Annotated in this window: 10 protein-coding genes and 1 pseudogene; 4 read left to right on the top strand and 7 right to left on the bottom strand. The window is 70.2% G+C overall.

The annotated features are described in order from the left end of the window. Positions 1–37: 37 nt before the first annotated feature. From ACWGJB_RS04050 to ACWGJB_RS04030, 5 genes and pseudogenes are all read right to left on the bottom strand, one after another. A complete protein-coding gene (locus ACWGJB_RS04050; RefSeq protein WP_453378707.1) occupies positions 38–751 on the bottom strand; it encodes a methyltransferase domain-containing protein in 714 nt (237 codons plus the stop codon). A 128-nt stretch (positions 752–879) separates the two neighbouring features. Further along, a pseudogene (locus ACWGJB_RS04045) lies at positions 880–1,576 on the bottom strand (type 1 glutamine amidotransferase domain-containing protein). Positions 1,577–1,685: 109 nt separating this feature from the next. Further along, positions 1,686–2,279, bottom strand: coding sequence for a TetR/AcrR family transcriptional regulator (locus ACWGJB_RS04040; protein WP_453378706.1), 594 nt, complete (start codon positions 2,277–2,279; stop codon positions 1,686–1,688). Between the two features lie 29 nt (positions 2,280–2,308). Continuing rightward, complete coding sequence (locus ACWGJB_RS04035) at positions 2,309–3,985, bottom strand: class I adenylate-forming enzyme family protein (protein ID WP_453378705.1); 1,677 nt, start codon at positions 3,983–3,985, stop codon at positions 2,309–2,311. Further along, entirely contained in the window at positions 3,982–4,746 is a 765-nt protein-coding gene (locus ACWGJB_RS04030; RefSeq protein ID WP_453378704.1) for an SDR family oxidoreductase, read from the bottom strand. The genes ACWGJB_RS04035 and ACWGJB_RS04030 overlap by 4 nt, the downstream gene beginning before the upstream one ends. Before the next feature lie 193 nt (positions 4,747–4,939). Between ACWGJB_RS04030 and ACWGJB_RS04025 the strand changes: the two genes are divergently transcribed. Then, on the top strand, positions 4,940–6,178 hold the full coding sequence (locus tag ACWGJB_RS04025) for an exo-beta-N-acetylmuramidase NamZ family protein (RefSeq protein ID WP_453378703.1): 1,239 nt from the start codon (positions 4,940–4,942) through the stop codon (positions 6,176–6,178). A gap of 80 nt (positions 6,179–6,258) precedes the next feature. Then, positions 6,259–7,578 carry a serine-threonine protein kinase gene (locus ACWGJB_RS04020; RefSeq protein ID WP_453378702.1) on the top strand — a complete coding sequence of 440 codons (1,320 nt, stop codon included), beginning with the start codon at positions 6,259–6,261 and terminating at the stop codon, positions 7,576–7,578. Positions 7,579–7,602: 24 nt separating this feature from the next. Here ACWGJB_RS04020 and ACWGJB_RS04015 read toward each other — a convergent pair whose 3' ends face one another. Then, positions 7,603–10,392 (bottom strand): penicillin acylase family protein, encoded by a 2,790-nt coding sequence (locus ACWGJB_RS04015; protein ID WP_453378701.1) that lies wholly within the window; start codon positions 10,390–10,392, stop codon positions 7,603–7,605. 268 nt (positions 10,393–10,660) lie between these two features. On the opposite strand from ACWGJB_RS04015, the gene ACWGJB_RS04010 reads away from it, so the two are divergent. Beyond that, positions 10,661–11,263 carry a hypothetical protein gene (locus ACWGJB_RS04010; RefSeq protein ID WP_453378700.1) on the top strand — a complete coding sequence of 201 codons (603 nt, stop codon included), beginning with the start codon at positions 10,661–10,663 and terminating at the stop codon, positions 11,261–11,263. Positions 11,264–11,365: 102 nt separating this feature from the next. On the opposite strand, the gene soxR is transcribed toward ACWGJB_RS04010, so the two are convergent. After that, on the bottom strand, positions 11,366–11,824 hold the full coding sequence (gene soxR, locus ACWGJB_RS04005; RefSeq protein WP_453378699.1) for a redox-sensitive transcriptional activator SoxR: 459 nt from the start codon (positions 11,822–11,824) through the stop codon (positions 11,366–11,368). Between the two features lie 113 nt (positions 11,825–11,937). Between soxR and ACWGJB_RS04000 the strand changes: the two genes are divergently transcribed. Then, positions 11,938–12,399 carry a MaoC family dehydratase gene (locus ACWGJB_RS04000; protein WP_360489638.1) on the top strand — a complete coding sequence of 154 codons (462 nt, stop codon included), beginning with the start codon at positions 11,938–11,940 and terminating at the stop codon, positions 12,397–12,399. The last annotated feature ends 35 nt before the right edge of the window (positions 12,400–12,434 follow it).

The raw sequence follows: 12,434 nt of genomic DNA, 5'->3' as shown, positions 1-12,434 counted from the left end.
CATCTCCGATGCCGGCACCGGCCCCTCGCCGTCCGCCTCAGCCCGTCCGGCCCACCAGGAGCTGATAGAAGATCGGCTCGCCGGTCGTCGTCACCCGGTGCTGGAACCGGGTTCGTTCCAGCAGGGCAAGACTGCCGTCGGCCACCAGCCGCTCGACGGCGGCGCCGAACCCGTCCTGATCCGCTTCGTCCATCCACCGCTCGTCGATGGTGAAGGCTACGGGCGCGCCGGGGGGCAGCACCGCGAGCGCGTTGACCAGCGCCCGCGGTGTGGCGTGCGTGCCGCCGAACGCGCCGGCCGACACCAACCCGCCGAACGCATACGGGCGTAGTGCCGCACGGAGTCCGTCGCCGAGCTGGAAGTCGCCGACCACGTAGTCGGCGTAGACACCCGGCCGGTCGCGCAGACTCGCCTCCCGAGCCGCCGGCAGCGCGTCGACCCCGACGACCCGGGCCACGCCTCCGCGCCGCACGAGTTCACCGGCCAGTCCGGTGCCGGCGCCGACGTCGAGCACCGTCATCGATCCCGGCTCCAGCCCGAGGCTGGCGGCGGCGCGCAGGAATCCCTCCGCCGCGGCCTGCGGCGACCTGCACCGCAACCGTTCCTGGACGACATGCTCGTAGAGGCCGGGCACGGCGTAGATCCGCGTGTACTCGTGCAGGTGCACCGTCTCGTGCTCGCTCAACTCGATGTACTCGCCGTCGGTCACCGGCGGGCCGAGCAGCCGGACGCCCGCAAACGCATCTGCCATGCCGGCGACACTATGCGCACGTGCCCGTGCGCCGCCACCAGTGGCAGGGCCCGGGCGGCCTCCCGGGCGGTGGTCTTCCGGTACCGGTCGCCGCTGGTGCGCCGGTGCCCGCTACCGACCGCCGTCGCCTACTTGAGGATCTGGAGCAGATGGTCGGCCAGAATCGTCGCCGAATGCGGATTCTGACCGGTGACGAGATTGCGGTCCTCGACCATGTAGGGCTCCCACATCGGGCCGCGGCTGAAGCCGATGCCGACCTTCTCCTTCAGTTCCGTCTCCAGCAGCCACGGTGCCCGGGAGGCCAGGCCGACGGCTTCTTCTTCCTCGTCGGTGAAGCAGGTGATGCGGTATCCCTCGAAGGGCGACTTGCCGTGGATCCGGGTGGCGAGGATCGAGGCGGGGCCGTGGCACACGATCGCGAGCGGCCTGCCGGAGGCAAGCTGCGCGGTGAGCAGGCGGCCGACATCGGCGTCGAAGGCCAGGTCCGCCATGGGGCCGTGGCCGCCGGGAAGGTACACCGCGTCGTAGTCCTCCAGGCGGACGTCCGAGAGCTGGAGGGGCCGCCGCATCACCTCGGCGGAACGGATGATCTCCTCCAGTTCGAGGGCCATCTCCTCACCGCCGGCCATCGACGGACGCAGGCTCATCATGTCGACGTTGGGGGTCACGCCGCCGGGGGTCCCGACCACGACCTCGTGACCGGCTTCCGTGATCTTCTTGTAGGGCATGGCAAATTCTTCGGCCCAGTAGCCGGTGGCGTACCTGGTGCCGTCCTTGAGCACCCCAGTAAGTCGCCCCGCTGACGATGAAAAGGACTTTCGCCATCGCACTCGGTCTCCTTCCCCCCGAGTCGACCCGTGGAGGAATTCAGCCGTTTCAGCCTAGGCACACACAGGGACGGATGCATGTGCCCAGGTTCTCCAAGCCCTGCCGGTCAGGGGCGCAGGGCCCGCAGCAGCAGGTCGGCCAGTTGGTCGGCGACCTCCTGGGGGGTCATCGGGCCGTCCGGGCGGTACCAGGTGGACAGGTGGTGGACCGAGCCGAAGTGGTAGTCCACGACCAGGTCGGCCGGGGTCGCGGTGGAGAAGACGCCCTCGCGCTGGCCCTCCTCGATCAGCGCGCGGAAGCGTTCGTGGTAGCGCCGGCGCTCGGCGCGCACCTGCTTGTTCTTCTCCGGGCTCAGATGGTGCATGGACCGGAAGAAGATCGACGCGTCGTCGAGGTTCTCGATCGTCGTCACGACGACGTCGGCGGCGGCCCCCCGCAGCCGCTTCTCGATCGGCTCGTCCGCGTTCGCGAAGGCGTCGAGCCGCTCCTGCTGCACGCGCAGCACGCGCGCGTACACCTCGTGCAGAAGGTCGTCCTTGGAGCCGAAGTAGTGGTACAGCGCCCCCTTGGTGACGCCGGCCGCCTCCACGATCTCCTGCACGGAGGTGCGGTCGTAGCCCTGCTCTGCGAAGAGCCGGGTGGCGGCGGCGAGGAGCCGCTGGGGAACAGGCGCTCCGTCGCCGTCCGTCGTCCTGGGCACTGCCGCCACCTGCCTCTCTCGTATGTCTGCTAACCCTGTTGCGGTCGGGAACGAAGTTCCCGTCGGAGGATCTTCCCACTTGCCGTCTTCGGCAGGTCGGGCAGGATCTCCACCAGCCGCGGATATTTGTAGGCTGCCAGCCTCTCCTTGCAATAGAGGGCCAGATCGTCCGGATCGGTTGCAGCGCCGGGGCGAAGACTGATGTACGCCTTGACGGTCTCCCCGCGGTAGCCGTCGGGCACCCCGACGACGGCCGCCTCGCGCACCGCCGGATGGGTGTACAGCACGTCCTCGACCTCGCGCGGCCAGACCTTGAAGCCGGACGCGTTGATCATGTCCTTCTTGCGGTCGACGACGTACAGCCAGCCCTGCGGGTCCATGAAGCCGATGTCGCCGGTGCGCAGCTCGCCGTCCGGGAAGGTCTCGGCGGTGGCCTCGGGCCGCCGCCAGTACCCGGGCACGACCTGCGGCCCGCGTACGACGATCTCGCCCTGTTCGCCGAAGGGCAGCTCGTTGCCCTCGTCGTCGACGATGCGGACGATCGTGTCGGGGCCGGGCACCCCGACGGCCAGGGTCCCGGAGACCGGGTCCACGGGCGCCTCCAGGGTCGGCGGCACGGAGGCGCAGGGCGCGGTGCACTCGGTGAGCCCGTAGCCGTTCCTGATGTACGGCCCGTAGCCGGCCCGGAACTTCTCCACCAGGGCCGGCGGCAGGGGCGCGCCGCCGGAGGAGATGTTCGCGAAGGAGGCGAAGTGCTCCGGGGTGACGTCCGGGTGGGCGGCCAGCGCCATGAAGGCGGTGGAGGGGCCGACCGTGTAGTGCGGGCGGTGCTCGGTGAACGCCTCCAGGACCAGGCCCGGCTCGAAGCGGTACGTCAGCACCAGCGTGCCGGCGCTGTTCAGGCACGCGCCGAGCTGGCAGACCATGCCGGTGATGTGGAAGAGGGGCGCGAGGGCGTAGTAGACCGGCGCGTCGGGCAGCCCGAGCCCGGTCTTCTGCCGCTCGGCGTTGTACATGATGTTGCCGTGCAGGTTGGTGGCGCCCTTGGGGGCGCCGCTCGTCCCCGAGGTGTAGCTGATCAGGGCGATGTCGGACGGTACCGGGTCGCGTCCCTCGGGGGCCGTGCCACCGCGGCGCGCCACGGCCACCAGGTCCTCGGCGTCGGCGGCCTGCGGCAGCCGCTCGAAGGCCAGCACGCGCGCGTCGTTGCGCGTCTGGAAGTCCAGCTCGCTGGCGGTGAGCACGATCCGCACCGGCGAGTCGGCGGCCGTGTCACGCAGATACGACTCCCAGGCCCGCTGCGAGCAGACCAGCGCGGCCACCTCGCCGTCCCGCAGGACGTGGGAGACCTCCCCCGACTTGTACATGGGGTTGACCGGTACGACGGTCGCGCCCGCCTTCCAGGCACCGAGCACCGCGATCACGAAGTGCGGCGAGTTCTGCAGGATCACGGCGACCCGGTCGCCGCGATCCAGACCGCGCTCGGCGAGGTACGCGGCGACGGAGTCGCTCAGCTCGTCGACCTCGCGGAAGCTGAGCCGGGCGTCGAAGTAGGCCAGGAAGGTGCGGTCGGGCGCCTCGGCGACGGCGGCGCGCAGGGCGTGCACCATCGAGGCGGGGGGATCGACCGGGCCGCGCTGGGCCTCGTCGAGAAGCGCCACCCAGGGCCGGGCGGCGTAGAGGGACTCGGTCTGCGGCTGGGTCACCGGGTGGCCTCCCACTTCTGCTGGATGTGGTTCATGTTCGTCAGCCAGCGGTCCGGGGCGGCGGCCCGCGCCTGGTAGAAGTCGGCGACCTCGGGGTGCGGCAGGATCAGGAACCGGTCCTCGGCCATCCCCTTGAACAGCGCGTCGGCGACGGCGTCCGGCTCGATCGCGGTCGGCTGGAGGACCAGGTCGCCCGCGCTGCCGGTGGCGGCGAGCATGTCGGTGCGGACGCCCTGCGGGCAGATCGCGTGCACCTTGAGGCCACGGTGCCGGTACGTCAGCGACAGCCACTCGGCGAAGGCGTACGCGGCGTGCTTGGTCACGCTGTACGGCGCGGCCCCGATCATGGTGAGCAGCCCGGCGGCGGACACGGTGGACACGAACCGGCCGCTGCCCCGCTCCAGCCAGTCGGGCAGCAGCTCCTGGGCGGCCCGCACATGGGCCATGACATTGACGTCCCAGGCGGCGGCCCAGACCCCGGCCTCGGCCGCCTCGGACCCGCCGGAGGCGAGCCCGGCGTTGGCGCAGTAGACGTCCACGCTGCCGCCGAGCGCGTCCCGGGCGGCGCCGACGATGCCGGACGCGTCACCCGGGACGGCGATCCCGCCGATCTCCTCGGCGACGGCGCCCGCCTTCTCCTCGTCCAGGTCGTTCACGACGACGCGGGCGCCTTCGGCGGCGAACCGACGGGCCAGAGCGGCCCCGATGCCACCTCCCGCCCCGGTGACGACGACTCGGGCATCTTGCACGGCTCCCACCATCGGTCTCCTTCGACACGACGCGACCAGACTCGGCTCAGCACGGACACACTAACCGGTCGGTATGTTTGAGAAAAGGGCGACCGTCACACCCCCTAAGGGCGCGGGACGGCACTGCAACGCGCCCCATAGGGGCGCGCGGAACTGCGCGACCCGCCACCAGCGACCCGCACCCGGACGACGACGGAGGCCTCTCATGCGGCGCCCTTCCAGACGAAGTCTGCTCACAGCCGCCACGGCGGCAGCCGTGACACCCGTACCCACGGCATCCGTGGCCGACGCCCCCGGCCGCTTCGAGACCGGCTTCGACCGCCTCTCCGCCGACGGCTACTCCCTCCTCGGCCGTCAAAAGGTCGGCATCGTCACCAACCCCACCGGTATCACCACCGACGTCCGCCACATCGTCGACGTCATGCACGCCGACCCCCGGGTCAGGCTGACCGCGGTCTTCGGCCCCGAGCACGGATTCCGCGGCACCGCCCAGGCCGGCGGCTCCGAGGGCCGCTACGACGACCCGGCGACCGGCCTCCCCGTCTACGACACGTACCTCAAGAGCGGACAGCCCCTCGCCGACGTCTTCACCGCCTCCGGCGTGGACACGGTCGTCTTCGACATCCAGGACGCCGGCGCCCGCTTCTACACGTACATCTGGACGCTGTACGACTGCATGGAGGCCGCCCGGCTGGCGGGCAAGCGCTTCGTCGTGCTCGACCGCCCCAACCCGGTGACCGGGCGCACCGCCCAGGGCCCGGTCCTGCACCGGGAGTTCGCCAGTTTCGTCGGCCGGCAGCCGATCGCGCAGGCGCACGGGATGACGGTCGCCGAGCTCGCGAAGCTGTTCAACGCGGAGTTCCTGACCACCCCGGTCGCGCTGGACGTCGTGACGATGACGGGCTGGCGGCGCGACCTCTTCTACGACGCCTACGGACTGCCCTGGGTACCGCCGAGCCCCAACATGCCCACCCCGGACACCGCCCTCGTCTACTCGGGGACCTGTCTCTTCGAGGGCACGAACCTGTCCGAGGGGCGCGGCACGACCCGCCCCTTCGAACTGCTGGGCGCGGAGGGCATCGACGCGCGGTGGGCGGCCGCCGTCAACGGGCTCGGGCTGCCGGGCGTGCGGTTCCGGGAGGCGTACTTCGCGCCCACCTTCTCCAAGTTCCAGGGCAGGACCGTCGGCGGGGTACAGCTCCATGTGCACGACCGGGCCGCCTACGACCCCGTACGGACCGGGATCGCGCTCCTGGTCACGGCCAAGAAGGTGTGGGGGGACTTCGCCTGGCGGTCGGACAACTGGATCGACAAGCTCACCGGATCCACGACCGTGCGCACGATGACCGACGCGGGCGCGGGCACGGACGAGATCGTCGGCGCCTGGCAGGAAGAACTCGCCGCGTTCCGCCGGATCCGAAAGGAATTTCTGCTCTACAGGTGAGGCGCGTCGTATGGCCAACCTTGCCCGGCGGCGGGACGATGCGCGCAGATCGCACCGGTTCGGGTGACGAGGAGCCTGGTATGGCGGATCCTGGGATGAGCGTGGCTCCCTACTGGGAGCTGACCTTCGACGCCGACGGCGACCCGGAGGGCGCCGAACGCGACCGGCTGCTGGGCGAGGTCACGGCTCACGGCCTCCGTGACCTGATCGTCTTCGCGCACGGCTGGAACAACGACCGTTCGGGCGCCACCTCTCTGTACCGGCGGTTCTTCGCACCGATCCCGAAGCTGGTGCCGAAGGCGAGGATCGGGTACGTCGGGGTGGTGTGGCCGTCGATGCGGTTCTGCGACGAGCCGATCCCGGACTTCCCCAAGTCCGTGGTGGCCGCGGAGGCGGAGGAGAGACCGGCGCCCGTCCTCGACAAGGACACCCGGCACGCGCTCCTCGACACGTTCCCGGGGCGGGCCACCGTGGTCGACCAGATCGCCCGGATGCTGGACCAGCGCCCGGGTGGCGAGTTGGAGGAGTTCGGCCGCCTTGTACGGCTGCTCGTCGAGGTCCTGCCGGGCGGCCCCCAGCCGTTGTTCGCGGCCGACACGCTCGCGGAGGGCGTGCCGCAGAGCGAGCCGGTGCTGTTCACCGGGGACACGACGGCCCTGTGCGAGGAGTTCGCGCAGACGCTGGCTTCCGTCCGGCAGGGCGCCGGCGCGCCGGAGTTCGCGCTGCCCAACCCCTGGGACGGCGCGAAGGAGCTGCTGCGGCAGGCGACGTACTACGCGATGAAGCGGCGCGCCGGGACCGTCGGGGAGCGTGGGCTCGGGCGGGTCGTCGGGCAGTTGGCCGGCGTCGCCCCGCAGCTGCGGGTGCATCTGGTCGGGCACAGTTTCGGCGGCCGGCTGGTGTCGTTCGCGCTGCGCGGACTGCCGGACGGGGTGCGCGCGGTGAAGTCCGTGACGCTGCTGCAAGGGGCCTTCTCGCACTACGCGTTCGCCGCCCGGCTGCCGCACGACCCGCGGGCGGGCGGGGTGCTGCAGGGCCAGGAGAACCGGATCGACGGCCCGCTGGTGTGCTGTTACTCCCGCTTCGACGGGGCGCTCGGCACGATGTATCCGCTGGCCTCCCGGATGGCGGACGACTGCGAGTCGGTGCTGGGCGTGGACGTGGGCGACGCGCTGGGCGCCCGGTGGGGCGCGATGGGGCACGACGGGGCGCAGGCGGTGCCGGGCACCCGGTCGCTGGACCTGGCGACGGCCCTGCGCGGGCCGCTCGCCACGTCGGGCTGTGTGAACGTCGACGCGGCGGCGGTCGTGAAGAGGGGCAACCCGCCGGCCGGGGCACACAGCGACATCGTGCACCCCGAACTGGCGAGGGTGGTGCTGGCGGCGGGGCGTATCGCGTGACCCCGCCGCCATGGGCATGTCGGCTCAGCGGTGCGAGGTGAACTCCACGACCTGCTGGAAGGTCGGGCGGTTCTGCCAGCTGATGTTGTAGTGCTTGATGCCGCCCAGGGTGCGCTGGACGATCGAGTCGGCACACCACTGGTCGCCGGCCGAGCACAGCGAGTCCCCGGGGTAGACCGTGGACGCACTCGTGCCGGCCGCCGTCTTCAGCGTGCTGATCAGGATGTCCCGGCAGGCGCTGAGGCTGCCGCCGCCGCAGTACCGCTCGGCCAGCGGCCCCGACACGCTCTGCCCGAGCACCGACCGGATGTCCTTGTCGACATAACTCCACCAGCCGTACTGGAAGGAGCTTCCGGCGTGTGCCCCGGTCGGACCGTGCGCGGCCGACGGAGTCTCGTCGATGTACAGGTTGTTGGTGAACGCGGTGTACAGGTCGTCACCGAGGCCGGGCTGGAACTCGGCCTTCACCAGCAGCGGCCACCAGGCGTCCAGGATCCGGACGGCGTCGGAGTTGGCGTACGTCTTCGAACCCGCCGAGGTCTCCGTGCGCTTGCCGCCCGCCGTCAGCCAGGTCTGGAGCTTGGTGACGGCCGCGGCGGCCGTGGAGTCGGTCACCGTACTGCTGTTGACCACCTTCAGCAGATCCGGCAGCACGTCCTCGGCCCGCAGGTCGGTGAGCGACGCGTCCGACATGGCCTTGACAAGCGAGGAGCGTGTGACACCGCCCGCCGCGACCAGTTTCTTCACCCGGTCGTCAAGGAGGTTGCCGCGATGGACCGAACCGTCGCCCCAGCTGGCGGTGGTGTAGTTCAGCGCCTGTTTGTTGTTCCAGGAGATGTAGTAGTCCTGGTCGATGGAGTTGGGGTGCTGGGACGCCGGGGTGTAGTCGGACGTGTTGGTGGCCGGGTCCCAGTTCTGCCACTCGTAGGCCGCCTGCGCCCAGACCGGGAACTCGGGGTCGACACCGGTCGCCCGCACCGGGTTGTTGCCACTGTTGTAGTACGCGGTGTGGGAGGAGTCGGCGTAGAACCAGTTGAAGGTGAAGTTGATGTGCTGCGCCGCGCTCTGGAAGGTCTGCGGGCTCTTCACGTAGTCGGGGTCGTTGAGCATCTGGAAGCCGATGATCGAGTCGGCCTCGTGCATGTAGGAGGAGCGCAGGGTGGTGTAGGCGACCTTCTTCCCGCCGACGGTCGCGCGGTATTCGACGGGTCCGTACTTCGTCTTCCACACGCGCATCGTGTACGAGCCGGCGGCCGTGCCGTCGGCCGTGGTCGGCTTCCAGGAGTTCTTCTGCTCGACCTCGTCCATGGCCGTGCAGGTGCCGTGGAACAGGTAGTGGTAGTCGTCCTGGCAGAGTTCGACGGCGTAGCTGTCGATGATGTCCTGGCCGGAGGTGGTGGCGGACCAGGCGTAGTCCTGGCCGCGGCCGAGTTCGACGTACATGCTCAGGCCGGCGAAGGAGGCGCCGCGGGCGCTGATGCCCGGGCCCTGGATCTCCTGGAGCATGAGCAGCTGCGGGGCGAAATAGCCGGTCTGCGGTCCGAAGACGGCGATCGGGTGGCCGCTCGCGGTGTACTTGCCGCTGACGACGAGCGCGTTGGACATCCCGCGCTTGGCCGAGCTGAGGGCGGTCGCGGTCGCCGCCGCGGAGGCGGCGGAGGCGCTCTGGTCGGCGCCGGTGCCGGTGGCGTCGTAGACCAGCGGCTCGGTCGTCACCGAACCGGAGTCCGGCAGCGCCTCCCCCTGCGGGTCGGACGGCTTGGTGCCGTACGGGAAGCTCTCACCGTTGTGGACGGTGAGCGCGGCCTCGGGGTCGTTGCGCTCACGGAACGACTCCCAGACCTTGGTGCCCTCGGTCACCCCGTACTTCTCCTGGGCGGCGAGCAGCGAGACCGCGTTGTTGACCTCGCCACCGCCTCCGGAGCCGAACAGCGTGCCGATCACGGAGGCCAGCGCCACCAAGTCCGTGATCTTGAAGTGGTCGATGGTGCCGGCGTTGGTGATCGAGTCCTTGTGACCGGTCAGGACGTACTCGCCGGGGAAGTAACGGCCGCTGTCGGAGGCGTCTATGTAGGAGTTGATGCCGGCGAGGTAGGCGTTGGCGTCGGCGAGGGCCTGCTGGCCGCGGGTGCCGTTGTTGGCGACGGCGTTGTCGATCTGCGCCTGGAGGTCGGCCTCGGTGTACGGGGCGTTGCGGTAGAACTCCTGCTCAAGCCCCTGGTTGGAGGCGACGCCACCGGCGAAGGTGGTGAGCTGGCCGCGCCCGACGTGCCGGAACACGTCCATCAGCCACAGCCGGTCCTCAGCGGCGGCATAACCGGCGCCGAACTCGGTGCCGTATCTGGTGGTACCGGTGATGTGCGGGACGCCCGTCTTCTTGTCGCGGACGATCGTCACATCGCTGCGACCCGCCGGACTCTCCGTGGAGGCGACTTGATCGGAAGCGACCCCGAACGACGAGTCGTTGAAGAACGTGTTGATCTTCGCGTCGGTGAGGGTGGAGTAACCCGTGGCCAGGTTGTTGTAGGGGCCGAGTTGGTCCTCGGCATGGTCGGGCTGGATGCCGAAGGCCTGGTTGAGCAGGACTTGGGCGAGGGTGGCGTTGCCGTTCTCACCGGGCGGCAGGATGTCCGAACACTGGCCGCCGCAGTAGTCGTTGGAGGCGGTGGCCGCCGCGGCCGGAGTCGCCTGGGCCAGCGGGGAGAGCAGGCCGGCGACGAGGACGCATACAGATGCCGCTTTCAGGAACCCGGGGAGCTTGCGGGGAGTTCTCAGTTTGTCGAACAACGCGTGATGTCTGGTGCGCCGGGGCATGGCGACTCCTCACGACGGGGGTGGTGCCGGACGTTACCGCCGGTATCCCCGGGATTGAAGATGAACATGCGTCAAGTTTTGGAGTGGTCGCCCGCGTCGGTGGCGTCACCGGCCGTCGGTCAAGGCGGGCGGCCTTATGGACGGCATCGGAAATCGGATGGAGCCGATTCGAGTGTCGATACGTCTATACGGCAACGCCGCGCGAAGTCCGTGCGACGCCGCCGAAGTGACCGAAGTACAGGTGCAGGTGTGACGGAGGTGCAGGGCGATGGCCGGTTTCCGGAGTCTGGCGAGACAGGTGCGAGACCCACGGTGTGATCTGGCGCTACGGCGCTATTCGCTGCGCAAGTGCCTGGAGCGGTTCGCCCCCTACGGGCACCGCGCGACCTGGGACCATCTCTGCTCGCGGGCCGGGTTCGGTTCTGAGGACCGGTCCCCCGATCCGGCGCGTCTCGTGGGCGCACTGGAGGAGTTGGAAGAGGCGCGGGCGGTCTGGCTGGCCTACGAGGTCGAGTTCGCCGAGCGCCGCAAGAAGGAGAAGCACGACGGGCTGCGCCGCCCGGGCAGCGTGGACGACTGGCACCGGCTGACCTGGGGCGGATTCGGAGTGGCCTGGTGCGACGACCCACGGGTCCACCCCGACGAACCACTGGCCGAGGTGCTGCGACGGCTGATCGCCGCCCTGGAGCGCGAACCGGGCGCGGTCTGCCCGGTGTGCGCGGGGGAGCGCCTCATCTGGAAGTACGACCTGGACCACGAGCCCTCCACCGGTCCGGTCTGCGCGGACTGCGGGATTCTGGTGCCGCGTCCGGTGCTCACCCCCGAGGCCCTGGCCTACGCCAGGCGCGGGCGGCTGCTCATGTCGGCCTGACCACGTGGGGGTGCGCCGGGGATGCCGCACCCCCAACTGCCGTTGATTCCGGCCGCTGCCCGTGACGACCGTCACCCTCGCGCAGGCCGGTGCCGGCCGCGTTCAGGGGCGTTCCGGCAACAGGCGTGAGCCCGCCCGGCGTTGGCCGAAGGCGTCGTCCGGGTTGGACAGTACGCAGGTGTCCAGCGAGAGACAGCCGCAGCCGATGCAGTCGGTGAGGTGATCGCGCAGCCGGTTGAGCTGCTTGATGCGTTCCTCCAGTTCGGCGCGCCACGCCTGCGAGAGACGGGCCCAGTCCTCCCGGGTCGGGGTGCGTTCCTCGGGGAGTTCACAGAGGGCCTCGCGGATGGTGGCCAGGGGAATGCCGACGCGTTGTGCCGCCCGGACGAAGGCCACCCGGCGCAGCGTGTCGCGCGTGTAGCGGCGCTGGTTGCCGGTGGTCCGCCGGCTGCTGATGAGACCCTTGGCCTCGTAGAAGTGGAGTGCGGAGACGGCGGCGCCGCTGCGCGCGGACAGCTGGCCGACGCTCAGCTCTTGGATCTTCTCGGGAATCTGCGGCACCCCGCAGAGCCTACCGACCCGGGTGAGCCGCGCTCCGTTGACAGGGAGCCCGCACGCGACCATGCTAAGCAGTTGCTTAGGAATGCACGCGCGACCGCGAGAGGGCCGGGAACATGGCAGAACCGAGGATCTTCACCTCCCCCGACGAGCTGAAGGCGGCCGTCGGCGAGCAACTGGGCCACACCGACTGGCTGGAGGTCGACCAGAAGCGGATCGACCTGTTCGCGGAGGCGACGGGCGACCACCAGTGGATCCACGTCGACCCGGAGAAGGCGGCCGCGGGCCCGTTCGGGACGACCATCGCGCACGGCTATCTGACGCTGTCGCTGCTCCCGCTCTTCGGCCCCCAGCTGATCAAGGTCGAGGGCGTGAAGATGGGCGTGAACTACGGAACCAACAAGGTCCGTTTCCCCGCCCCCGTCCCGGTCGGCTCCCGGCTGCGTGCCACCGCCACGATCACCGACGTGTCGGACGTCACGGGCGGCGTCCAGGTGAGCGTCGCCTTCACCGTGGAGCGCGAGGGCGGCGACAAGCCGGTCTGCGTGGCGGAGTCGGTGTCCCGGTACTACCTGTAGGACCACTCGGCCCGCTGGGTTACTCGGCCCGCAGG

It is taken from the genome of Streptomyces sp. NPDC054813, assembly GCF_053611365.1.
This window is presented reverse-complemented; position numbering and strand designations above follow the sequence as displayed.